Here is a 25,825-nt window from a genome sequence, read left to right as displayed (position 1 = left end):
AAATCGAAATTTTAATAGTATTATCATATAAAAATGGTGCTGTGACCTGGGATAATTAGTAGCAAAGATACAAGATTTTGGAATATTTCCAATTTTAACATAATTTTATTTTAATATTTATGGAAAAATTCCATAAATTTGGAAAAATTACAACTAAATACATCTACTATGTCTTCACAAACCATTCCTTTATACCAAAAAGTATCAGAGAAAATCATTAGACATTCACTCGATAGTTCTATTACAACTATAGATCAACTTCATCAAAAACTCACAGAAAAAGGGTTTCATTTTCTTAGAAATAAGGCCGTGAAAAATTACAATTTTGATTTTTATTGTACTACATCAAAAATTGCTATTGAAATTGACAGTTATGCACACGAGTTCTCGGATATCCACAACTTAGATGCACCAAAAAAGTTATTTATTTCTTCATTAGGAATTACCGTTCTTAGATTTACAGATTATCAAATATTGACTGATATAGAAGAAATAATAAGAACTGTAAAAAATCAAATAAAAACCTCTACAGAATGCATCTATGTCGTTTGAGCGAATACGTCAAAAACTCTCCATTTTGGCAGATGCCGCAAAATATGATGTTTCATGCGCCAGTAGCGGAGGTAAAAGAGCCAATACTAAAAAAGGATTAGGAAATAATACAGGTTTCGGAATTTGTCATAGTTATACAGAAGATGGGCGCTGCGTTTCTTTATTAAAAATTTTGCTTACTAATCACTGCATTTATGATTGTGCCTATTGTATTACCAGAAAAAGTAATGATATCCAAAGAGCTGCTTTCAAAATTCAGGAAGTAGTTGATCTAACTATTAATTTTTATAGAAGAAATTATATAGAAGGGCTATTTCTAAGCTCTGGGATATTTAAAAATTCAGATTTCACCATGGAACGATTAGTTGCTGTGGCCAAAAAACTTAGGTTAGAAGAGAATTTTAATGGTTATATCCACCTCAAATCCATTCCTGGCGCAAGTGATGAATTGATGCGTGAGGCGGGATTATATGCAGATCGATTAAGTGTGAACATTGAAATTCCCACTAAATCCGGATTAAAACTTTTGGCACCAGATAAAAAACATGAGGATTTCATAAAACCTATGCAAAAGGTTAAAAATGAAATCATTCAATATAAAGCAGAGCGTAAAACTATAAAGAACACTCCCAAATATGCTCCAGCAGGGCAAAGTACCCAAATGATCATTGGAGCAACTGGTGAGAGTGATCGAGATATCATGTATTCTGCCACCTATTACTATAAGAAATTTGATATGCGACGAGTATATTACTCTGGATATATTCCTGTTATGACAGACTCTCGTTTACCATCCTTAGGAACTGAGGTTCCTATCCTTAGAGAAAACCGTCTTTACCAAACCGATTGGTTATTGAGATTTTATGGGTTTTCTGTTAACGAAATATTGAATGACACATACAAAAACCTGGATTTAGATATTGATCCAAAACTAAGTTGGGCATTACGTAATCTACACCTCTTTCCTATTGACATCAATAAGGCCGACAAAAGGATATTAGCCAGGGTTCCCGGTATCGGTATGCAATCAGTATATAAAATATTACAAGCCCGAAAATTTAGAAACCTAGATTGGACCCACCTCAAAGCTATTGGCATAGCCATAAACAGAGCACAATATTTTATCACCTGTGGCTCTAAGGATTTTTACAACAAAGACCTAGATCCTCATACATTAAAATCCAAAATCCTAAAGAACTCGAATAGCAAGTATAAAAAATATTTTAATCAACAATTAAGTCTTTTCTCCTAATATCAACACTTATGAATCCGCAAACGATATTACTATATGATGGAAGTTTTGAAGGATTTTTAAGTTGTATTTTTATGGTATATGATCAAAAAATATCTGATGCAGTTATTAGAAAAGAATCAGAAACCAATACTCAACTATTTACAATAACAGAAGAAGTTATTACCGAGAAGCATAAAGCATCCAGAGTATGGAAAGGGTTTAAATCTAAAACAACCCGTAATGAACAACAAGATTTCTTTAAAGTATTTTTGAGCGAAATCAAAGGTGTAGAAAATACATTATTGAGTTATGTACAAAACATTTTTACCAAAAAAAACAATAGAAATATTGATTTCAGTAATAAAGATATTCTAAAAATTAGCCAGGTTGCCAGAATGGTGGGTCGAGAAAAACACAGAATGGAAGCATTCGTACGTTTTCAATTAACCAATGACAATATATACACCGCCACTGTTGAACCTGACTTTAATGTTTTACCATTAATCATTCATCATTTTAAAGATCGCTATGCTGATCAGCAATGGGTTATCTATGATATTAAAAGAAATTATGGTATTTACTACGATCTAAACACTGTAGAAACAGTAACTATAGAAGGCTTTTCTAAAAAAACAACCAGTATTTCAGAAAAGGTACTCGCTAAGAATGAAACCGAATTTCAAAAATTATGGGGAACATACTATAATAATGTTAATATAAAATCCCGTAAAAACGACAAATTACATAAACAACACCTTCCAAAACGCTATTGGAAATACTTAACCGAGAAAAATAGCAGCCTATAATATTATAAGGTTAAGAAATCTTCACCTATATAAACACCTAGTTTACAAGTATACTAAGGACTTAGGCTTATATAATGGCTAAATAATAAAAACCAGTGTGTATTTTTTACCCATCTTAAATTTCGAATAGATAAAATAAAGTATTAGATTTGGCGTTAAGTAACCAAAATTAACTATATCTATTTATTATGAAAAAATTTTTTTTAGGAGCTTTAGCTCTAGTGTTTTTAACAGTGATCTCTTGTAAAGACGCTGCTAATAAAGCAGAAGAAGCAGCTGATACAGCAGAAGAAGCTGTTGAAGAAGTTGCAGAAAAAGTAGAAGAAGCTACTGAAGAAGTTGCTGAAGCCGTAGAAACTGCTGTTGACGGTGTTCCTAATTTTGACAACGCTGATGTACAAAAATACGTTGAAAAATATGAAGCTTATATGGCTGAATATGCAAAAATCGTAGAAAGCAAAGATATGACTGCTTTTGCTGGACTTGCTCAAAAAGGATCAGATCTTGGAAAAGAAGCTGGTGATATTGCTGGTAAATTATCTGGTGATGACGCTAAAAAGTGGACTGACTATATGACTGCTAGTTCTGCAAAAATGCAAGAACTTGCTAAAAAAATGACTCAGCAGTAGTCGTATTTTAAAATACAATAAGTCGTATGACTTATAAAAACCATCCACAATGTGGATGGTTTTTTTATTCCATCCATTGTACTTTACTCTCTATCGGTTCTCGTTTTGAAGTGTTTTTCTCGTCTTCATCATAATACCCGAGATAAAAGAAACCTAGACAACGTTCTCCTTCTTCAAAATCAAAAAAATCATTCATATAGTTGATCAACTTAGGGCTACTCCAATAACAACCGATATCGTTTGCCGTACATGTTAGCCACATATTCTGTACTGCCATTGCAGTTGATGCAACTTCTTCCCACTCAGGAATACGCTCTTTTGGATCTCGTTGCATACATATTACCACTATGGCACTAGCCGATTTACAATTATTGATAATTTTAGTATACTTAAATGGAGAAAAATCTTCATCAGAAGTGATATCGGTATATGTATCTGATAAAAATGCACCCAATCGATCTTTGGCTTCTCCTTCTACCACCTTAAAACGCCAGGGTTGTGTGAGTTTATGTGTCGGAGCCCAATTTGCATTTTCCAATACCATTTTAATCAATGCTTTGGGCACAGCTTTCCCATTATATTGTGCCGGAAAAACAGATCGTCTTCTCCTAATTATTTCATTAATATCATCACTAGTCATATAATTTCGTCTTTTTTTGTAAAGTTATTATTATTCTAAGGACTAAAAATACTAGTATCATTAATTAATACAATATTGTGAACCTTAGAGTTCGATTACATAAACCTGAGCAACTTGACAATTTATCCTTATCAGGAGGGATGCTAGATACAACATTAGCCAGTTTAAAATTTATCAATACTTATTTTGGTAATCACAGACAATTAAGTAAGGCCATTTTGCACTATTGTATAACACATCCAACTATAGAAAAAATTCATATTGTTGATATTGGTTGTGGTGGTGGAGATTGTATTATGCATATCTCAGAAACACTAAAGAAACATAATATAAAAGCCACATTTACAGGAATTGATGGTAATCTTAAAAGTATTTCTTATGCGCAGCAAAATAACCCCGATCCTACTCATATTAATTTTAATACCGCTGACATTCTAGATAAGGATTTTGTATTACCTAATTGCGACCTCTTGATCAGTAGCCATTTTATATATCATTTCAATAATGAAAACCTAGTTTATTTTTTAAAAAAATTGCAATCTAATACTGTAAAACATATTATTTTTAGTGAATTGTATAGAAGTAAAATGGCATATCATATGTTTAAAACAATACGTTTTATGCTTCCAGTTTCGGATATGGCAAAGAAAGATGGGTTGATTGCTATACAAAGAGCTTTTACTAATAAAGAATTAGAAACTATTATTCGCAAGAGTGCAATAGAAAAACATAGTGTTACCAAAAAGCCGTTTTTCCGTATGATTGCTCAAATATATCTTCATAATGAAAAGAATACTGTCTAAACATATAGATACTCTAAAAGAAGCTCCAAAAACTTTAATCCTAACCTATATTATTATCTACTTCTTATGGGGATTGGGGATGAATCGTTTTGGAATCGAAGTAGAAATTGCCAGGTTTACATATTGGTGGCAAGTAATTACATGTTACATCTTATATATGGTACCAATTTCAATTATCTTAAAGGAATACACTTTTTTTGAGCAATATGCATATGGATTAGTTGCAATGGGAATATTAGAATTTTTAGGATATTGGCTTCAGTCATCTTATGTATATCCAGATAATATCCTGGATAAGGTATTTAGCCCTCAAAACTTCAGTTTAGGGATGGCTTTATTCTTTGCCTTATATTTTCCGGCAGGAAATTGGCTCGTTAAAAAAATACACAGCCTAATTTTTATACGCGATAAATAGTATTATTTTTTGGGAACCAGAACAAACTGTTTCTTTCCTTGTTTTTTAATCCTATATTTTTTTTCGATCTCTCCGGCGCCTTCCAGATCTAAAGTGTCTGAAATATATGTTATCCAATCTTGTCTATCTACAATAACATTATCCAAAATGGCATCTGTTAAATTTACATTTTCTAATTTGGTTCCCCACAATATAGCTTCAGAGAGATCAGCTCCGCTAAGATCTGCACCATACAAATTAGCATTTGTAAAATCAACACTTAACAATTCTGCTCGTTGCAGATTAGCATTATGTAACCGTGCTCTTTTTAAGTTACCGTCTGATAAATTAATTTTACTCATTCGTACTTCTTTAAGGTCGCAGCTTTCCATATTAGCAGCAGGCATTTGAGCTTCTGTAAAATCAGAATAATCCAATCTTGCGTATTTAAGATTAACCCCTCTTCCCAGGTTCACCTTTTTAAGGTTTGTATATCTAAACTCTGCAGAATTTAAAATATCTTGTGAAGACTCTAGACCTAAATCACTTTTTAAAAGTGTAAACAGTAGTTGCCCCCGCTCTGGACTAATTGGCTTTTCAATTAACACTCCCTGATCAATATAGCGATATGGTTTCATTGCCATACACAGACCAACTATTCTAGCTTCTAATGTTCTGCTTATATTACGACTACCAGAGCCTTTATATTTCAATTCCTCATTTAAATCGGTAAGAACATCGCCCATTACAAATACTAATGATGATCTTCGGTCTGCCTCTACAAGGTTATTCTGGCTGGTAATTAATTTATTTTGATTTAGCAATAGCTTTGTCTGAAAAATCAATACTAATGAAGGTACTATCGCAAACAAAAATGCAAACAATCCAATTCTCGTAACTCGCCAGATTACACTAGATGACACATCAGAAACCGTATCTACAGAAACTGTTTTATATTCTTTATACTCATTAATAGCGGCACTAATACTTCTCTTAAGTCGATTGCCAAAAATTGGAGTACTGGATTTTTTTAAAAGCCACCACCTAAATTTTCTTTTTTTCTGTTTCCCTTTATTAATTTTATCCAGCTTATCCTGAAGTAACTTATTTTCATTTTTTAACCGTTCAATATAATCTTGTTCGTTCACAGCGCTATAGATTTGGATATTAAAACGCATAAGATATAAAAGTTATTTTTACTTTAAAAAAAAGAGAGCTTTCTTAACGTAGTAAAAAAGCCCTCCTCAATCATAGTAAAATCAGTAGTGGTGTTTTTTCATTCGAGATAAGTCGAGATATCTTCTGCAATATCTTCTATTATAGAGAGTTCTTCCTGATCATCGATTAGATGAATAGTTTTTATCAAAAGCTGTACATATCCCGCTACATATGCTTTCTTTTTTTTATCGCTCACATACTCTTTGCCTTCTACCACTATAAATGCGATTAAATTGCGTATGATTAATTGGATCTCTGAAATATCTAGCTCCTTTTTCATTAGAAATATTTTAAGTAACTCCCTAAGAATTAGACACTAAAATATAATTATGCAATTCAAAAAATAAAAAAACAGCCTAATTAAAAGACCGATCTTCGATTAAAAGCAACTTTTATCGTTTTGTAGAATACCCCAAAAACTTTATCTTTTAATGATCCAAAAAAGATTACATTTGGATAACCAGCTTGAAACAACTTAGATACAAAACACAATTACTAAATGAATAAAGACAAATACTGCAAAAGATATAGAAAAGAGACACTATTACTTATCTTTTTAGCAATAATTACAAGTTGTAAAAAAGAACAAGAGCTCAAAAAAGTTGAAAAAACTTCAACTACACAACAGACACAAATCATTAAGGATGTACCAGAAGGAATAACAATACCAGAAGGAATGGTTTGGATTCCCGGAGGAAGCTTCAATCAAGGAGCTGTAAAAAATGATCGTATGATCATGAAACATGAGACTCCTGCTCACCCTGTTTCTGTAGATGGTTTTTTTATGGACATAACAGAAGTTACAAATGCACAGTTTAAAAAATTTATTGACGCCACTAAATATATAACAGTAGCAGAGCGAGAAATTGTTTGGGAAGAAATGAAAAAACAATTACCCCCCAATGCTCCCAAACCCCATGACTCTATATTACAACCCGGATCGTTAATTTTTAAAAAAACTAAAGAGAGTGTTCCTAATCTTTTTGACTATTCTCAATGGTGGTTATGGAAAATCGGAGCTAACTGGAAACATCCTTTAGGCCCTGAAAGTTCTATTGAAGGAAAAGACAAGTATCCAGTTGTACATATTGCTTATGAAGATGCTATTGCATATTGCACCTGGGCAGGTAGAAGACTACCTACTGAGGCAGAATGGGAATATGCATCCAGAGGGAAAGAAAAAAACACTATTTTTTTCTGGGGAAATGATATACAAAACTTAAGTAATCATGCCAATACGTGGGAAGGAGAGTTTCCTCTAGAAAACACCAAAACAGACGGTTTTGAAAATAAAGCTCCGGTTCGCTCTTATCCACCCAATTCGTATAACCTATATGACATGGCCGGAAACGTTTGGGAATGGACACAAGATTGGTACAATACAACTTATTACAACCAATTAAAGCAACAAGGTTTGATTCATAATCCTAAGGGCGCTGTAAAACCTTATAATCCTAATAATCCTGCTTTGCGAGAAAAGGTAATAAAAGGCGGTTCTTTTTTATGTAGTGATTCTTATTGTGCTAGTTATCGTAATAGTGCCCGAATGGCTACTAGCACAGACTCTTCACTAGAGCATCTAGGATTTAGAACAGTACTGAGTATTAATATGATCAATGCTTCAAAAAATGTAGAATAGGTATTACTTATCACTGATTATAAGCTGAATCCTACTATACCATTGCACCTGTATCAAATAGATTTTTGAATTCCCAAAACAACATAAATAATGGATAAGGTAATTTTATGTATATCAGTTTTATCTGTCATACAACCAGCTTAACATTATCATAACATTAATAATAAATTATTTATGCTACACATTTTACCCCTTTATAGTTAAATAACAACACTTTACGTAATGAAACCGTCGATTAGCATAAGAGAGTTTAATCTTTGTAATTGTTGATTTTATATTTGAGTATTATTAATTTTTTAACACAAACTTAATTTCACACAATTATGAACACAAAAAAAAAATTCAGAGCATTTAAAACTCTGGCACTGGGTACAGTATTACTTTTTGCCTCTTGTCAAAAAGAGGACGTAGAAGAAAGTGTAACTGAAAACGCAACAGCATCCAACGAAAAATTAATTGAAAAGTATTTTGATGGAGATTTAGTTACTGTTGAAGAAATGGGTAACGGAGAATACCTTTACAATGATGATATTATTCTTTCTGAAGAACATGTATCAGACACTCCTCAAGATATTGATCAAAAGCTAGCAATATATGGACCTGCTAGAAAATGGCCAAACAACACTGTTATTTATGTCCTAAGTAGTAATTTAAATAGTAGATTACGTACTAATATACGAACGGCCATGAACAGATGGAGTAGAAAAACTAATATAAGATTTAAACAAAGAACCAATGAGTCTTATTATGTAACGATCAGACAATCTACAGCTGTATGTTCGGGTTGCGGTTCTGCATCACTTGGAGTAAACGGTAATAGAGGAAGTCTTAGATTAGGCCGAAATGCCAGTGCCAGCCTTGTTGCCCATGAATTAGGTCATACGCTTGGTTTTGTTCACGAACAAACAAGACCAGACAGAGACAACCATGTTATTATAAAATGGGAAAACATCCAGAGTGGTAAGGCAGGTAACTTCAGAAAATCTAATAATTCAAGAAGATTAACCAGTAAATTTGACATCAAAAGTATAATGATGTATCATGCCTATGGTTTTTCTAAAAATGGTAAACCAACAATTACGCTACGTAATGGCAGAACCTATACCGGAGCTCAGAGGACTATATCTCCGTTAGACATTCAAGGAACCAATGCAGCGTACCCTAGGAGGTAATTCTAAATCTTGGTGATCTTACACACATACAAACCTGTGATGTAGAAACCAACTGGATCATCGTATCCAGTAAAATATCAATTTTAAGTACAACAGGGTGTTTGAGAAATCAGGCACTCTTTTTTTTGTTGTAAACGTATTTTGTGTACATATTTATCATTAGAAGATAGTCAAATAGCTAATTAAAATCAATATTTATTAACTTTTTGGAGGCCATTCTGAAAACCTTAAGAAAAATCCAGTTATTAAATCAAGAGCTTATTACTTTAAAAACAAAAAACCCTCAAAATCAAAAGACTTTGAGGGTTAAGTACTGAAGGCGGGACTTGAACCCGCACGGCCTTACAGGCCATTGGATTTTAAGTCCAACGTGTCTACCAATTCCACCACTTCAGCTTGGTATATATTTTATCTCAGAGCGAAAGACGGGATTTGAACCCGCGACCCTCACCTTGGCAAGGTGATGCTCTACCCCTGAGCTACTTTCGCAGTATGTTTTATGAACTTCGCAACTCGTTATTGCGGATGCAAATTTAAAACAATTCTAGTAATACCAAAGTCTTTTTACAAAAAAGAATATTTTTTTTTACACCTGCGATGCTTTCTTCCTGGTTAACATACGTTTAATCTCATTAAGCTTCATTAATGCTTCTACCGGAGTAAGTGTATCTATATCGATATCCAGAATTTCTTCCTTGATTTCTTCTAGTAATGGATCATCCAAATTAAAGAAACTCAATTGCACCTTATCTTCTTCTTGCATCCCTTTGATCTTATCGGTAAGCTCTTCACTACTATGAGATTTTTCAAGTTTTTTAAGCATCTTATTTGCTCTATGTAACACCTGTTGAGGCATTCCTGCCATTTTAGCCACATGAATTCCAAAACTATGCTCACTACCACCAGGAACTAATTTACGCAAGAAAAGAACTGTATCTTTTAATTCTTTTACTGATACGTTATAATTTTTAATACGACCAAAGGTCTCACACATCTCATTTAACTCGTGATAATGTGTGGCGAACAAAGTCTTTGGCCTTGCCGGATACTCGTGTAAGAATTCACTAATTGCCCAGGCAATAGATATTCCATCGTAGGTACTTGTTCCTCGACCAATCTCATCTAACAACACCAAACTACGATCAGATATATTATTTAAGATACTTGCAGTTTCATTCATTTCTACCATAAATGTAGATTCTCCCATAGAGATATTATCACTCGCTCCTACTCTGGTAAATATTTTATCAATCACTCCTATTTTTGCTTCTTCCGCAGGAACAAAACATCCCATTTGCGCCAATAACACAATCAATGCTGTCTGTCTTAATATTGCAGATTTACCACTCATATTAGGGCCCGTGATCATAATAATCTGTTGATTATCTCTATCCAACAGAACATCATTAGCGATATATTGCTCACCGGGTGGCAATTGTTTTTCGATTACAGGATGTCGACCATTTTTAATTTCTAAATCATGCGATTCGTCTATTAAAGGGCGTACATATTGATTTTCTGTGGCTAACTGAGCAAAAGAACATAAACAATCCAGTTGACCAATCAAGGTAGCATTTAGCTGTACAGGTTTGATATACTCACTCATCCAAAGTACAAGATCACCAAACAACTGTTGTTCTAGTGCTAGAATTTTTTCTTCGGCTCCAAGGATTTTGGCTTCATATTCCTTGAGTTCTTCTGTAATATAACGTTCTGCATTTACCAGAGTTTGTTTACGAATCCAGGTATCAGGAACTTTATCTTTATGTGTATTTCGAACCTCGATATAATATCCAAATACATTATTAGAAGCTATCTTTAAAGAAGTGATACCAGTAGTTTCGGTTTCCCGTTCCAGCATTTTATCCAAATAATCTTTTCCAGAAAAGGCAATAGATCTTAACTCATCTAACTCTTCTAAATACCCATTAGCAATTGTGTTTCCTTTCAACACATTTACAGGAGCTTCTTCATTTAAAGTCTCTTTGATCTTATTGCGTAATAACTCACAGTCATTAAGAGTTTCTCCTATTACTTTTAGCGCTTCATTATCACTATTTGATGCTTGTGATTTTATAGGCACAATTGCTTCCAAAGAGTTTTTAAGCTGAATAACCTCACGAGGGTTTACTTTTCCGGTAGCTACCTTAGAAATCAAACGTTCAACATCTCCTATCTGCTTAATCTGATGCTGAATTTTTTGATGTAATGTTGTATTATTCAAAAAAAACTGCACTACTTCATGACGTTTTTGAATGGCAGAAATATTCTTAAGCGGTAATGCTAACCAGCGTTTTAATGTACGACCACCCATCGGTGAGATCGTTTTATCTATAACATCAAGTAAAGTTACCGCATTTGCTGCATTGGCATGATATAGTTCAAGATTACGTATCGTAAAACGATCCATCCAGATATACTGATCTTCTGCAATACGTTGGATTCCTGTAATATGTTTTAATTTATGATGTTGGGTTTCTCCAAGATAATGAAGAATTACACCTGCCGCTATAACACCTTCCTGCAAATGATCTACCCCAAATCCTTTTAATGTCTTTGTCTCAAAATGTTTGTTTACTGTCTCATCTGCATAATCAGTTTTAAATACCCAATCTTCCATAAAGAATGTATGAAAGTCATGGCCAAAATCTTGTTCAAAATCTTTCTTTTTTGGCTTGCTAATCAGAACTTCACTAGGACTAAAGTTTTGCATCAACTTATCCATATGAGCTACATCGCCCTGAGCGGTAAGAAATTCTCCTGTAGAAACATCAAGAAATGCTACTCCCAATTCTTTTTTTCCATAGTGCAACGCACATAAAAAATTATTGGTTTTGCTCTGTAACACCTCATCATTAAGCGCAACTCCAGGAGTTACAAGTTCTGTTACACCTCGTTTAACAATAGTTTTGGTCTGCTTAGGATCTTCTAATTGATCACAGATAGCAACTCGCTCACCAGCTTTAACCAATTTTGGTAAATACGTGTTTAAAGAATGATGCGGGAATCCAGCTAATGCTGTTTCCTGCTCACTCCCATTACCTCTTTTGGTTAAAACAATATTCAAAATAGCCGCAGCTTTAATTGCATCTTTACCAAAAGTTTCATAAAAATCCCCTACTCTAAATAATAATAATGCATCAGGATATTTAACCTTAATAGCATTGTATTGTTTCATTAATGGAGTTACCTTTTTTCCGTCTTTTGCTGCCAATGAAGTATAGTTTTATGAATCATGCTAAAGTAGCTATTCTTCTATCTTTTTTGAAATATAGCCCGTAGGAGTTATTCAATTTTATTCACAATTTTACTTCAATACAGAAAGAAGCCCATACTACCTTAAATAAGGTACTTCATAATTTATTTTATATAATGATTGTCTAACACTATAATTCGTTTCAAAAAATGTAAAGAATTCTCAAAGTTTTATTGAGTATAAATCGTAGAATTTGTGATAAATACTATTTTTGCGATAATGGAAGGAAGCAGAAAACTCAAAAATAGCGAACTTGATCGCAAGACTGTAGAAGAATTTAAGGCATCAAAAAAGACTCCTTTAATTATTATTCTGGACAATATTCGAAGTTTAAACAATATCGGATCAGTATTCAGAACTGCTGATGCATTTTTAGTGGAAAAAATATACCTCTGTGGTATAACTGCAACTCCTCCTCATAAAGATATTCAAAAAACTGCATTAGGAGCTACCGGCACTGTAGATTGGGAGCATCAAAAAGACACAATACAACTCGTACAGAATCTTAAGTCTCAGCATGTAAAAATCTTATCTATCGAACAAGCAGAAAATGCAATTATGTTAAATGACTTTAACCCAGAACCCAATCAAAAATATGCAATTATTTTTGGGAATGAGGTTAAAGGTGTCCAGCAGCAAGTTGTTTCTGAAAGTGATACTGTTATTGAAATCCCTCAATACGGTAGCAAACATTCCCTCAATATTTCGGTTAGTGCAGGAGTTGTGATCTGGGATCTGTTTAATAAGATTTAGGAATTTTGAAACAATTCATTTAAGGCATTTAAAAAAACCAATTACGCCTCTTACACTCAAAAGAACTAGTTATTTAATTCACTCAAAATCAAATATCCACATAAACAAACCCAATAATTAACTAGGGGGTAATTGTGTTTTATACGTCATAATTAATAGACACCGTTTTTTAATTAGTAACCAAATTAAAACTATGCAAACTCACAAAACCTTAAATAACAAAATTGTTTTCCCTTGACCCTGATGTCACCTTAGACAAAAAAGAATTTACAAATAGTCGTTATCTATATTTATTTAAATAAGTCAAAATATTAGTTGATAATTGTCAGGTTTTTTATTGATCGATGCAGTAATCTGACCAATAACAAATAAGTATTTTAGTAGCGTAAAAAACGTAAGCCAACTCTTAACACACACACAAATCTACAGCAAACTCATGAAACCAAACCCCTTCTTCATTCTTTTACCATGTAAACCATCGCACTAATATCTTTTCATTTTAAAATTATTGGTGAAACCTTTTTTTTGATGTGTATTTTTAAAAAGAAAGGAATTATCCAATTAGGACTTATTTGGTATATGACACTTAATTTTTTATATCCTTTTAACATAATGAAACACTCTTTTTTTGTTCAGGAACTTGGAACAGAAATCTTCATAAAAACAAATTCCTTTACAACATTACAATGAAAAAATAATTAATCTTAATTTAAATATTTGACTCATGAAACCTAAAAAAAAGTTATTATTCTTGACCACCCTGATACTCATAGCAGCTATGAGTATTGGATGGGTTCACAATGAACCATTTAAAGTAGAGCCCCCAGAAAAAAATGGTAAGTTCGTACTACATAAAATTAAATCAATTGAAACTCTAGAAGAAATAACTGCTACTAGTTTTGCCTATTGTACTGCGAACGGAAATGATATCAGTGATGAATTTATTTCCAGAGTTCAATTAGGGAGTATTGATAATGCATCTCAAGGAGGAACCGGAGGCTATTCTGATTTTACATCGATCTCTACAAATCTAACAAAAGGAGCTACAACAACCATCACAATTACTCCGACCTGGACAGGGCAGCTTTATAGTGAGGCATATCGAGTTTGGATTGACTATAATCAAAACGATGTTTTTGATGACGCCGGAGAGGAAATATTCTCTCAGACTCCAACTCAAACAACCCCGATAACAGGTACATTTATTGTACCGGACAGTGCTTTGAATGGGGCTACAAGAATGCGTGTAATATTACGGTATAATGCTTTACCATCATCTTGCGGAAGTTTTAATTATGGAGAAGTAGAAGACTATACTGTTGTCATTGGTTCTAACGGAGGAAGTGATACCCAAGCACCAAGTGCACCGGGAAGTTTAGCCGCTTCTAATATTGGAGCAACAACAGTCGATTTATCCTGGACTGCTTCTACAGATAATATAGGCGTTACCGAATATGAGATATTTCAAGGAGGTAGTAGTATAGGAACATCGACAACCACTAGTTTTAGTGTTACAGGTCTTACTGCTTCAACAGCATATAGCTTTACAGTAAAAGCCAAAGATGCTGCTGGTAATGTATCAGCAAACAGTAATGTTGCTAATGTTACTACCACAGCTACTCCAGGATGTGCTGGGATTAACAGTTTTCCATACAGTGAGAGTTTTGAGTCTGATTTTGGAGTTTGGACCAATGCTACAGGAGATGGTATTGATTGGACTAGAGATTCAGGAGGTACTCCATCGAGTGGTACTGGTCCTGCAAGCGGACAGGATGGTTCATTCTATCTGTATACCGAAGCATCGACCAATGTAACTCCACCAGGTAGCCCAAATAAAGTAGCATTATTAAATAGTCCTTGTATAGATCTAACAGGAGTTCCTAATGGATCATTAGAGTTTGGATACCATATGCAGGGAACCGCTATGGGTAATATGGAAGTTTTGGCAAGTACCGATAATGGAGTTACTTATACTTCAATCTGGTCAAAGAATGGTAGCCAGGGAGATGTTTGGAACCAAGCTACTGTTGCACTTACTTCCTACGCTGGATCTGTAATCCAATTACAATTTAAAGCAACTACAGGATCAGGATGGAGTAGTGATATAGCGATCGATAATGTGAAGATTATTTCTATCATTCCCGATACACAAGCACCTACAGTACCTGCGAACTTAACAGCTGCTAATATTGCAAACACATCATTAGATCTTAGCTGGGATGCCTCTACAGATAATACAGGGGTTACCGGGTATGATGTATATCAAGATGGAGCAAGTATTGGTTCATCAACCACTACTACGTATAGTGTTAGTGGTCTTACTGCCAATACTAGTTATAGTTTTACGGTGCGAGCCAAAGATGCTGCAGGTAATGCATCTGCAAATAGCACTGCTGCTAATGCCACCACAACAAATGTTGTTCAATATACCTTAACGACCAATACGACAGGACAGGGAACTGTAAGTGGTGGTGGAACTTATAACTCAGGAACCTCAGTTACTGTTACCGCTACTGCTGCATCAGGATGGGATTTTAGTGGATGGTCTGGTGCCTTGTCTGGTAATACCAACCCGGGATCTGTGACCATGAGTTCTGATAAAACAGTAACAGCAACCTTTACTGAAACTCCAGTGATCAGTACATCAACAGAAAAGTATCGATTAACCTGGAGAGGTAACACATCCACGACTATGGTTGTAGGATGGAATCAAGTAACAGGAACCAATCCTGTGGTACATTATGGTACTACAGATTTTGGTAGTAATGCTGCATCATATCCATTTAACAAAGCTGTAGACAGAACTGTTTCCAGTAAAGGAATGAATAATAACTATGCAAGACTAACAGGACTTCAGGCAGATACTGCTTATTATTTTGTGATCAAGGATAGTGAAGGGGTTTCTAAGAGGTTCTGGTTTAAGACAGCACCTAGTGATCCTAATACTCGTTTATCAATTATTGCAGGAGGAGATTCGAGAAACAATCGTACTCCAAGACAGAACGCCAATAGACTGGTTGCTAAGATCAGACCACATGCGGTACTATTTGGAGGAGATATGACAAGTTCTTCTTCTAGTTCTCAATGGAAAAACTGGTTTGACGACTGGCAATTGACTATCGGTGCTGATGGAAGAATGATTCCGGTAGTAGCTGCACGAGGGAATCATGAAAGCTCTAATGATATCAGAGATCTTTTTGATATTCCTACTGCTGCAGGAGGAGAATATTATGCATTGAGTTTTGGAGGGAATCTGATAAGAACCTATACCTTAAACACAGAGGTAACCCCAGCAGGTACACAGGGAACTTGGTTGGCTAATGATTTAGCATCCAATTCTGCTAGTCACACCTGGGCTGTAGCTCAATATCATAGAGCAACCAGACCTCATGAACCTGGTAAATCAGAACAGAATGATCAGTATGAAGCATGGTCTAAACCTTTTTATACTCATGCCGTACAATTGGTGATGGAGAGTGATTCTCATGTGGTGAAACGTACCTGGCCAATCAAACCTTCGACAGGTTCAGGAAGTGATGAAGGATTTGTGAGAGTGGATACCGATCCAAAGAGAGCTGTTTATGTTGGTGAAGGATGTTGGGGAGCTCCCTTACGTAATGCTTCTGATACCAAAACATGGACAAGAGCTGCTGCATCGTTTAACCAATTTAAGTGGTTATGGATCGATAAGAATAAGATAGAGCTTAGAACTATTAAAGTAGATAATGCTACCAGTGTTGGGCAGGTGAGTGATAACAACTTGTTTGTTTTACCAACCAATATCGATGTTTGGAATCCTACAGGAGGTAGTCTTGTGACTATTGATAACCCGCATACTATCGCAGCTGTTGCGCAAAGAAGTAGCACAGTACTAGCAAATAATAACAATACTATTGAAAGAAAACTGGAAATTCATCCAAATCCGATAGAATCTGGTGTATTACACATCAAATATCCTAATTATACTAAGGCCAATAGGTCTGAAGCTATCATTAGAGATATGTTCGGAAGGGTGGTTGATAAAGTATACTTTAAATCAGAAACAACAACCTATGCTATTGATAAATTAAATGCAGGGGTATATTTCATTGTTATTAAAACAAGAGAAGGAGAGGAAAGTAAGAAGTTTATTAAGAAATAGAACATCTTTCTTACTAGTAGTAAACTGCCTGAACATCTGTTCAGGCAGTTTTTTATGAAGTATAATGATGAATCATAAACCTAATAGTTAAGTGTTTTTTCTCAAACAATAGCTCTTTTTAGACACCTATCTCAAATTGTTTTATTATCATTTTTTTAACACAAAAAAATAACTCTATAAGGGTAATCTGGTTTTTTTACGTCTATATTAATAAGAACTATTAAAAAACACTAACAAACAAACTCAAATTTATGAAATCAAGAAAACAAGTAGTTGTTCTTCTTACACTTATGATGTTAACAACTATACAATTTGGATTCGCTCAAGAACCAGAATGTGGTGCAACTCCTCCAAAAAATTACAAAACTTTTATGCTTAAGCGGCTTAAGTCTATTACCGAAAATGGCAATAAAGCTTTAGCAGCTCCTGTATCACTACCAATACAACATCATGTTTCGCGTAACTCGAGCGGAGGTTCCCCTGCAGTATCCAGTGCGCAAATTCAAAATGTAATGGATGAACTAAATGCAACTTATGCTCCAATGAATATTTCATTTCACGAATATGCTCCTACAAAATTTATAGATAACAGCAGTTGGAATCCTTCCTTCAACAAAAGTAATGATAGCCAACTAGCGCAATATGAAGTCGCAGAAGCTATTAATATTTTTTACTTTTCTAAAGTAACTTCAGGGAGTTCTTCTATCTGCGGATTTGCCAAATTTCCTGGTACTGGAAATCGAGCAATATTAGCTACTTCTTGTTCACAAAATGGCTCTACTTCTTCTCACGAATTGGGGCATTATTTTTCTGTCTTACATACACATTCTACATCTGGTGGAAGAGAGCTTGTAAAACGAACAAATTGTTCTTCTGCCGGAGATTTTTTCTGTGATACCCCAGCAGATCCAAGACTTAGTAGTCTTGTTAATTCTAGTTGTAATTATACAGGAACAGCAACAGACGCTAATGGAGATCAATATCAACCTGATGTAAACAATGTAATGTCTTACACCCGTAAAAGCTGTCGTACCGGAGGTTTCTCTAGTCAACAACAAGATGCTATTGTGGCATCATTAGAATCAGACAGAGCCTATCTAATCGGTCCAACAACCCCACCTGTATGTACTACCATTAGTAATTTTCCGTATAGTGAAAGTTTTGAATCAGGATTAGGAGATTGGACCAATGCTACAGGAGATGATATTGAATGGACAAGAGATTCTAATGGAACTCCTTCAACGGGAACCGGGCCTTCTACAGCACAAAATGGTTCTTTCTACCTTTATACAGAGGCATCTACAAATGTAACTCCTGCGGGGAGTCCTAACAAAACAGCAATATTAAACAGCCCATGTATAGATCTAAACCAAGCTAACAATATGTCTCTAGAATTTGGATATCATATGCTAGGTAGTGACATAGGAACTATAGAAGTTTTGGTAAGCACCAATGATGGAACATCTTATACTTCTATATGGTCTCAAAATGGAGCTAAAGGAGATACCTGGAATCAGGCAATTGTTAATCTTTCGGGATACTCTGGCTCTGTAATTAGATTACAGTTTAAAGGAACTACGGGAGCTAGCTGGAGAAGTGATTTGGCAATTGATAATATCAAAATCAAAGCAACCACAACCAATCCTCCTTCTTGTAATGGGATTACCAGTTTTCCTTATAATGAAAGTTTTGAATCCGGAGTTGGCGAATGGACACAAGAAACCAGTGATAATATAAACTGGACAGTTGATAGCAATGGTACGCCATCATCTAGCACAGGACCATCTTCTGCCACTAACAGTAGTAATTATATCTTTACTGAAGCTTCTGGTAACGGAAATGGGTTTCCTAATAAAGTAGCTTTATTAACAAGCCCTTGTATAGATTTAACCAATGAATCAAATGCACAACTTAGCTTTGACTATCATATGTATGGATCAAATATGGGTACTTTAGAAGTACGTGTATCGACCAATGATGGTGCAAACTGGACTACTGCCTGGAGCAAAAATGGAAATCAGGGAAATAGTTGGAATTCTCAAACCGTAAGCTTATCTACTTATAGTGGGTCTACCATAAAATTGCAGCTTAAAGGAACTACAGGATCCAGTTACAGAAGTGATATGGCTATCGATAACTTGAAAATCACCTCTGGTTCTGCAGATAGTGATGTCGCTGATAATGACACTCATTCGATAAACCAAAAGATAAGTATCTATCCTAATCCTATCACATCAGGTTCTTTATCGATCAAATACCCAGGATTTTCTAAAAGTGAAGGGAAAACACAAATCACCATCACAGACTTTCTAGGAAAAGCAATTGATGTGGTCGATTCTAATAACGAAACCACTTCTTACGATGTTAGCAATCTAAGTAACGGTGTTTATTTTATAATCATTAAGAATATAGAAGGACAAGTAACTCGAAAATTTATCAAAAGATAAGATTTGTTTAGTTTTTTTTTGAATGTACCCCAGCTGCCCGAGAACTTGTTTTCGGGCAGTTCTTTTTACACAAAACATCATATGGAATTTGTTTTGTAAGTTTAAGGCTCTATAAAACACATAATCATATTTAATTATGAAAAACTTTTCAATTTTTGCTGCTATTGCTCTCCTACTTATTTCATGCAAACAAGAAAATATGAAAAAAGATACTTCTACAGAAGATCAATCAACCACTACAGAGGATCAACTTATTGCTAAAGCAAAAGAGATTCATAATAAAGTCATTACTCTCGACACCCACTGTGATATCAATATAAAAAACTTTACCGATTCTATTAACTACACTCAGGATCTTAGTTCACAAATCACTTTACCTAAAATGAAAAAGGGTGGATTAGATGTTGCCTGGTTTATTGTTTATACCGGGCAAGATTCACTAACAACCAAAGGGTATGAAAAAGCCTATGAAATTGCAATGTCAAAATTTAAAGCTATCCATAAACTAGCAGAAGAAATTGCACCGGATCAAATTGAATTGGCCTTAACATCGGATGATGTTCGTCGTATCCATAAAAAAGGAAAGAAAGTAGCTATGATTGGTATCGAAAATGGATACCCTGTAGGAACCGACATCAATAACATAAAGAAATTTCATGATCTTGGTGCCAGATATATGTCACTTTCTCATAATGGGCATAGCCAGCTTTGTGATTCTAATACTGGTGAAGCAGATGACATTTGGTTACACAATGGATTAAGTGATCTGGGAAAAGAAGTGATTGCAGAAATGAATAAAACAGGGATCATGATAGATGTTTCCCATCCTTCTAAAGAATCTATGCGACAAATGATCAAACTTACCAAAGCTCCGATCATTGCTTCTCACTCTTCTGCAAGAGCATTATGTGATCATAGTAGAAATCTGGATGACGAGCAATTGCAATGGTTAAAAGAAAATGGTGGTGTGGTTCAAACCGTAGCTTTTACTTCTTACCTGAATACAGAGAAATTTGAAAAACGAAATAAGAAAGAAGTAGAAATAGCCAAGCAAATCGCTGATTCTATGGGAGTAACTTGGATAGAACGAAAAGAAATAGCTAAACTAGGTGCCGAAGAAAAAGAAAAGTACTATGATTTTTATATGAAAATGCTAACGATTCGAAGAAAAAAAGTAAAGGAAATGGATGATCTTCCTCCTGCTGTCGATGTCGTGGATTTTGTAAATCATATTGATTATATGGTTAATAAAATTGGCATTGATCATGTAGGGATTAGTTCTGATTTTGACGGAGGCGGTGGAATTGAAGGATGGAGTGATGCTTCTGAAACTTTTAATGTAACTCTGGAATTGGTAAAACGCGGATATACAGAAGAACAAATCGGAAAGCTCTGGAGTGGAAACCTGTTACGTGTTCTTGATGAAGTACAAAAGGTAGCTAAAGAGTTAGGTCATGCTGGATAGCATTATTTTGAAATCTCTTCGATAATTGAAATGTAATCAGATCGGTTTGCTATAAAATCCCGTTCAGATACATCGATTATCTTTATATTAAATTGCGGTTGTGATTTCATGAATTGCAAATACCCCTTATTGATCTTATCCAGATATTCTGCAGGGATTTTTTGCTCATAGTCTCTACCTCTTTTTTTGATATTTTCTAAAAGACGTTCTGTATTTTGATATAAATAAACGTATAGCCCGGGTTTAGCCAAATTTCTATACATCAGGTCAAATACTTTTTTATACAGCATAAACTCTTCTGATTGTAAGGTGACCTTAGCAAAAATCAATGATTTAAACACATCATAATCACTCACTACAAAATCTTTAAACAAATCAAATTGTGCAATATCATCTTGTAAACGTTGATAACGATCCGCCAGAAAAGACATCTCGAGAGGAAAAGCATAACGCTCCATATCCTCATAAAACTTTGGCAAAAAAGGATTATCGGCAAACCGTTCCAGAATGAGTTTTGCATTAAACTCTTTAGCAATCAATTGTGCCAAACTTGTTTTACCAGCTCCAATATTTCCCTCAACAGTAAGGTATTGAAACCGTGACAAAGTATATTTCTCTTTTGGGTTTATTATTTTTTCACCAAGTAGAGTCACTTTCGAATCATCAGAAGTACTCTCTAACAATTGTTTTACGGTTAACTTCAATATTGGATGTACAATATCTCCTGCAATCTCTGCTAGTGGTTCTAGCACAAATTTTCGATCCTGCATTGCAGGATGAGGAACTATCAATTCTTTGGTTTCTATATTTCCTTCCGAAGAAAAAATAATATCCAGATCAATTGTTCTTGCCTCATACCCTTTACCATCTGTTCTATTTCTACCCAGAGAATTTTCGATTCCTAACAAGATCGTCAATACTTCAGTTTCAGAAAGAAAAGTACGTACTGTAATACAAGCATTATAAAAATCATCACTATTAAATCCCCAGGCCGGAGTTTGATATACGCCAGAAATTGAGACTAGGTCTCCTACCGTTTCATATATCTCATTAACAGCGTTCTGTAGAAAATCCATGCGATTTCCTATATTACTTCCTAATGAAATATGTAACAAACGGGATGTTTTCAATATTGGATTTTTTATATTCTGATCAGAACTCCTTATTTTTAGGACAAATTAAACAAAACAAAATCACTTCGCCTTATTTTTGAGCGAACTATTATTAACTATTATTTTATTTTGAGCGAAACTCTTCTAAACTTAAAAAATAAACGTACTGCTTATAGAATATACCTGATACTTGGTGCGCTTTTTATTTCATCTTTGGTTGTATCTAACCTTATTTTTCAAAAATTCTTTTCTTGGGATTTTTTCGGAGTATACACTTTTGAAATTTCTGTGGGTATCCTACCGTACCCTATTACTTTTTTGATCACAGATATTATTAGTGAAGTATATGGTAAGAGAAAAGCTAATCAAATTGTTACTGCTGGTATTTTTGCATCTTTTTTCTCATTACTCATTGTATATGCTTCATCTTCGGTTCCTGCTACGTCATGGTCCCCTATAGATGATAAAATATTTAATCAGGTTTTTGGCGCCACAGTAATTGCCGTATTTGCATCAATGATGGCGTATCTTTTTGCACAATATATCGACATCCAGATTTTTCATTTTTGGAAACGCATTACCAAAGGAAAACACCTTTGGTTGCGAAATAACTTCTCTACTTTTTCTTCCCAGTTTATAGATACGCTAACAGTTCTTTTATTACTATGCTCTGCTGGGATTATCGATTGGGATCGTTTTGGGATATTATTACTTAATGGTTTTTTGTTTAAAATATTGGTTGCTGCGCTAGATACTCCCATTTTGTACCTATGTGTATATGTCATAAGAAAACGATTTAAGCTAAAACAAGGCGGTGAATTAGCTCTGGAAATTTAAAATCTAACAAATAGTTAACTTAAAAAAAGTAACATCGTATCTTTGTAAATCGTTACTTTATCTCAAAGCTATTTTTATCATGAAAAAAGTCCTCAAAATTCTTGGTATTTTTTTACTATTACTTATCATAGGTGTCATCTCAATTCCTTTTTTATTTAAGGGAACTATCCAGGATAAAGTACGTTACCTGGTGAATGAGCATGTACATGCAAAAGTAGATTTTGCAAATTTGGACATCAGTCTTATCAGGAGCTTTCCTCAAGCATCTGTGGTTATCGATGAACTTTCGATCATTAATTATGCGCCTTTTGAAGGAGATACCCTTGCATATTCTAAAAAAATTGCATTGGATATGTCTATTAAAGAGTTGTTTAAAAATGCTTCAGAACCTATTAGTGTTCAAAAAATAGTAATCGATGAAGCCAATATTGCAATCAAAACTGATTCATTAGGGAACTCTAATGTTGATATCGTTAAAAAACAGGAAGATGTTGCAGAAACTCAACCGGAAGAAGAAAGTGGTGCTTTTACCTTTGCTTTAGATCATTATGAAATAAACGATAGTAAAATTCTATTTAAAGATGATATAAGCAAAACCATATTGGCGATGACAGATCTTAATCATAGCGGTGATGGGTCGATCTCTGGTGAGAAAATAATTTTGGATACCAAAACAAATACTGAAGCCTCATTAAATCTCGATGGCACTAAGTATCTAAATAAAAATAAATTACAACTTGATGCTCAAATAGAATTAGATCTTGAGAATCAACGTTATTCTTTTAAAGAAAACAAGGCCCAGATCAACAGATTACCTCTTGAATTTGCTGGTTATGTTCAGTTATTCGAAAAATATACTGATGTAGATCTTAGTTTTAAAACCCCTTCGTCTGATTTTAAGAATTTCCTGGCTGTTATCCCCGAAACTTATGTCAAAAACCTGGATGGAATACAAACTAGTGGAGACTTTTCTATTAATGGAGTTATTAAAGGAAAATCTGACGACACTTATATTCCAAAAATGGATATCAAGATCGCTTCAAGTAATGCTTCTTTTAAATACCCTGACTTGCCTAAAGGCGTTAAAAGCATAAATATTGATACTCAGATCAAGAATGAAACCGGGTTGGTGGACGATACGTACATAAATATTGACAATCTAACTTTCAAAATAGATCAGGATTCTTTTGCTGCCAAAGGTAGTCTGCGAAATCTAACTAAAAACATGATCGTAGATATGATGCTGAAAGGCACATTAAACCTGGCTAATCTAAATCAGGCATATCCGTTACAATTGGAAGAAAAAATAAATGGAATTGTTAATGCAGATGTCAAAACTAATTTTGACATGCAATCTTTAGAAAAGGAACAATATCAGAATGTAAAAAGCTCAGGTACTGCCAGTATCTCTCAATTTACATATGCTTCTTCTGATACGCCTAATGAAATAAAAATTGAAAACGCCAATGTAAGTTTTACACCAGAAACCATTTCATTAGATAAGATGCAGGCTACCACCGGAAGATCAGATCTTGCAGCTACAGGTACTATACAAAATCTTATGGGCTTTTTATTTGCTAAGCAAGACCTAAAAGGAAATTTTGATGTTAACTCTAATGTGTTTGCTGTAGATGATTTTATGGTGAGTGAACAAGAGGTCGAAGCCGAAGAAGAGGTCGCAAGCACAACAGAAGATGAGACCATGAGAATTCCCTCTTTTCTGGATGCTACACTAAACTTTGATACCAAAAAAGTTTTCTACGATAACTTAGAATTACAAAATACAAAAGGAACAGTAAAGATAAAAGATGAAACTGCCTATTTAGAAAACGTAACTTCTAATATTTTTGATGGAGGAATGGCTCTTAATGGTAACGTATCTACTAAGTCTAAAGTTCCTACTTTTGATATGGCTCTCGATTTAAGTAAAATCGATATCGTAAAATCTTTTAATAATTTAGAATTAATAAAAGGTCTAGCTCCCATAGCAAAAGCACTTACTGGTAACCTTACAACAAAAATCAACCTTAATGGTAATCTCAATGAAAATCTTATTCCTGTTTTAACCTCATTAAAAGGTAAAGCACTTGCTGAAATTCTTAATGCACAAGTTTCTACAACTAAGACTCCATTCTTATCTACCTTAGATAACCAGCTTAATTTTGTAGAAATTGATCAATTAAATCTAAAAGACATTAAAACTAACCTGAGTTTTGATGATGGAAAAATTAATGTAAAACCATTTGAGTTTGATGTCCAGGGAATAAAAGTTACTGCTGGTGGAAATCATAGTTTTGAACAAAACATGAATTATAATATCAAACTAGATGTACCTGCCAAATATCTAGGTAGTGAGGTTGGAAATTTGATCTCGCAACTTGATCAAAAAGAAGCCAATAATATGACTGTTGGGCTACCAATTGGACTCTCTGGTAATTTTAAAAACCCAAAGATTAACTTAAACACAGACCTAGCTATAAAACAACTCACACAACAAATTGTAGATAAACAGAAAGAAAAAGTGAAAGGAGAACTTATCGGTAAGGGCGGAAAAGTATTAACAGATCTATTAGGAAATTCTAAAAAACAAACTGATTCTTCTAAAACGAATTCAAATAATACTGAAGAAACATTAAAAAATACTGCAAAAAATATTTTAGGAGGTTTTTTAGGCAAGAAAAAGAAAAAAGACTCTACAAAAACAAAGAATTGATAAATATAATAGAG

19 protein-coding genes and 2 tRNA genes are annotated in these 25,825 nt (G+C 34.2%); 14 read left to right on the top strand and 7 right to left on the bottom strand.

The annotated features are described in order from the left end of the window. Nucleotides 1-138: 138 nt before the first annotated feature. The 4 genes from AAFU52_RS12815 to AAFU52_RS12800 all read left to right on the top strand — a co-directional run bounded on the left by AAFU52_RS12815 (nt 139) and on the right by AAFU52_RS12800 (nt 3,221). Complete coding sequence (locus tag AAFU52_RS12815; RefSeq protein ID WP_152538554.1) at nt 139-552, top strand: endonuclease domain-containing protein; 414 nt, start codon at nt 139-141, stop codon at nt 550-552. After that, entirely contained in the window at nt 542-1,804 is a 1,263-nt protein-coding gene (locus AAFU52_RS12810; RefSeq protein ID WP_438426615.1) for a putative DNA modification/repair radical SAM protein, read from the top strand. Before AAFU52_RS12815 ends, AAFU52_RS12810 begins: the two co-directional genes overlap by 11 nt. Before the next feature lie 11 nt (nt 1,805-1,815). Next, a complete protein-coding gene (locus AAFU52_RS12805) occupies nt 1,816-2,592 on the top strand; it encodes a TIGR03915 family putative DNA repair protein (protein WP_438426614.1) in 777 nt (258 codons plus the stop codon). Between the two features lie 188 nt (nt 2,593-2,780). Beyond that, complete coding sequence (locus tag AAFU52_RS12800) at nt 2,781-3,221, top strand: hypothetical protein (RefSeq protein WP_438426613.1); 441 nt, start codon at nt 2,781-2,783, stop codon at nt 3,219-3,221. A gap of 64 nt (nt 3,222-3,285) precedes the next feature. On the opposite strand, the gene AAFU52_RS12795 is transcribed toward AAFU52_RS12800, so the two are convergent. Next, a complete protein-coding gene (locus tag AAFU52_RS12795) occupies nt 3,286-3,861 on the bottom strand; it encodes a nitroreductase family protein (protein WP_438426612.1) in 576 nt (191 codons plus the stop codon). Nucleotides 3,862-3,938: 77 nt separating this feature from the next. Here AAFU52_RS12795 and AAFU52_RS12790 point away from each other — a divergent pair, with 77 nt between their 5' ends. After that, nucleotides 3,939-4,664: a methyltransferase domain-containing protein gene (locus AAFU52_RS12790; protein WP_438426611.1), complete on the top strand. Its 726-nt coding sequence runs from the start codon at nt 3,939-3,941 to the stop codon at nt 4,662-4,664. After that, nucleotides 4,645-5,079 (top strand): hypothetical protein, encoded by a 435-nt coding sequence (locus AAFU52_RS12785; protein ID WP_024770581.1) that lies wholly within the window; start codon nt 4,645-4,647, stop codon nt 5,077-5,079. Before AAFU52_RS12790 ends, AAFU52_RS12785 begins: the two co-directional genes overlap by 20 nt. Before the next feature lie 2 nt (nt 5,080-5,081). Here AAFU52_RS12785 and AAFU52_RS12780 read toward each other — a convergent pair whose 3' ends face one another. Then, on the bottom strand, nt 5,082-6,206 hold the full coding sequence (locus tag AAFU52_RS12780) for a pentapeptide repeat-containing protein (protein ID WP_438426610.1): 1,125 nt from the start codon (nt 6,204-6,206) through the stop codon (nt 5,082-5,084). Nucleotides 6,207-6,334: 128 nt separating this feature from the next. Continuing rightward, the gene (locus AAFU52_RS12775) at nt 6,335-6,556 is read right to left on the bottom strand and encodes a hypothetical protein (protein ID WP_074409613.1); all 222 of its coding nucleotides are present in this window, start codon (nt 6,554-6,556) and stop codon (nt 6,335-6,337) included. A 219-nt stretch (nt 6,557-6,775) separates the two neighbouring features. On the opposite strand from AAFU52_RS12775, the gene AAFU52_RS12770 reads away from it, so the two are divergent. Together AAFU52_RS12770 and AAFU52_RS12765 are read left to right on the top strand one after the other, a co-directional pair. Next, complete coding sequence (locus tag AAFU52_RS12770) at nt 6,776-7,915, top strand: formylglycine-generating enzyme family protein (RefSeq protein WP_438426609.1); 1,140 nt, start codon at nt 6,776-6,778, stop codon at nt 7,913-7,915. A gap of 323 nt (nt 7,916-8,238) precedes the next feature. Further along, nucleotides 8,239-9,087 (top strand): M12 family metallopeptidase, encoded by an 849-nt coding sequence (locus AAFU52_RS12765; protein WP_024770577.1) that lies wholly within the window; start codon nt 8,239-8,241, stop codon nt 9,085-9,087. 311 nt (nt 9,088-9,398) lie between these two features. Here the strand turns inward: AAFU52_RS12765 and AAFU52_RS12760 are convergent. From AAFU52_RS12760 to mutS, 3 genes are all read right to left on the bottom strand, one after another. Beyond that, nucleotides 9,399-9,483 (bottom strand) — tRNA-Leu (locus tag AAFU52_RS12760). A gap of 21 nt (nt 9,484-9,504) precedes the next feature. Continuing rightward, a tRNA-Gly gene (locus AAFU52_RS12755) sits at nt 9,505-9,576 on the bottom strand. 97 nt (nt 9,577-9,673) lie between these two features. After that, the gene (gene mutS / locus AAFU52_RS12750) at nt 9,674-12,265 is read right to left on the bottom strand and encodes a DNA mismatch repair protein MutS (protein ID WP_035091946.1); all 2,592 of its coding nucleotides are present in this window, start codon (nt 12,263-12,265) and stop codon (nt 9,674-9,676) included. A 297-nt stretch (nt 12,266-12,562) separates the two neighbouring features. Here mutS and AAFU52_RS12745 point away from each other — a divergent pair, with 297 nt between their 5' ends. The 4 genes from AAFU52_RS12745 to AAFU52_RS12730 all read left to right on the top strand — a co-directional run bounded on the left by AAFU52_RS12745 (nt 12,563) and on the right by AAFU52_RS12730 (nt 21,149). Beyond that, nucleotides 12,563-13,096, top strand: coding sequence for an RNA methyltransferase (locus AAFU52_RS12745; protein WP_024770545.1), 534 nt, complete (start codon nt 12,563-12,565; stop codon nt 13,094-13,096). Nucleotides 13,097-13,820: 724 nt separating this feature from the next. After that, the gene (locus AAFU52_RS12740) at nt 13,821-17,237 is read left to right on the top strand and encodes a fibronectin type III domain-containing protein (protein WP_438426608.1); all 3,417 of its coding nucleotides are present in this window, start codon (nt 13,821-13,823) and stop codon (nt 17,235-17,237) included. Between the two features lie 251 nt (nt 17,238-17,488). Further along, nucleotides 17,489-19,684 (top strand): choice-of-anchor J domain-containing protein, encoded by a 2,196-nt coding sequence (locus AAFU52_RS12735; RefSeq protein ID WP_438426607.1) that lies wholly within the window; start codon nt 17,489-17,491, stop codon nt 19,682-19,684. A gap of 136 nt (nt 19,685-19,820) precedes the next feature. Then, on the top strand, nt 19,821-21,149 hold the full coding sequence (locus AAFU52_RS12730) for a dipeptidase (RefSeq protein ID WP_024771544.1): 1,329 nt from the start codon (nt 19,821-19,823) through the stop codon (nt 21,147-21,149). A gap of 2 nt (nt 21,150-21,151) precedes the next feature. Here AAFU52_RS12730 and folK read toward each other — a convergent pair whose 3' ends face one another. After that, nucleotides 21,152-22,279, bottom strand: coding sequence for a 2-amino-4-hydroxy-6-hydroxymethyldihydropteridine diphosphokinase (gene folK, locus AAFU52_RS12725; RefSeq protein WP_024771545.1), 1,128 nt, complete (start codon nt 22,277-22,279; stop codon nt 21,152-21,154). Between the two features lie 111 nt (nt 22,280-22,390). Between folK and AAFU52_RS12720 the strand changes: the two genes are divergently transcribed. Together AAFU52_RS12720 and AAFU52_RS12715 are read left to right on the top strand one after the other, a co-directional pair. Then, complete coding sequence (locus AAFU52_RS12720) at nt 22,391-23,098, top strand: queuosine precursor transporter (RefSeq protein WP_438426606.1); 708 nt, start codon at nt 22,391-22,393, stop codon at nt 23,096-23,098. A 79-nt stretch (nt 23,099-23,177) separates the two neighbouring features. Continuing rightward, nucleotides 23,178-25,811, top strand: a complete 2,634-nt coding sequence (locus AAFU52_RS12715; protein ID WP_438426605.1) for an AsmA family protein — start codon at nt 23,178-23,180, stop codon at nt 25,809-25,811. Nucleotides 25,812-25,825: the final 14 nt, after the last annotated feature.

Origin of the sequence: Aquimarina macrocephali (genome assembly GCF_051627225.1) — a bacterium.
Lineage (GTDB): Bacteria > Bacteroidota > Bacteroidia > Flavobacteriales > Flavobacteriaceae > Aquimarina > Aquimarina macrocephali.
Note: the sequence above shows the minus strand (reverse complement) of the source record. Positions and strands in the feature narration are given on the sequence as shown.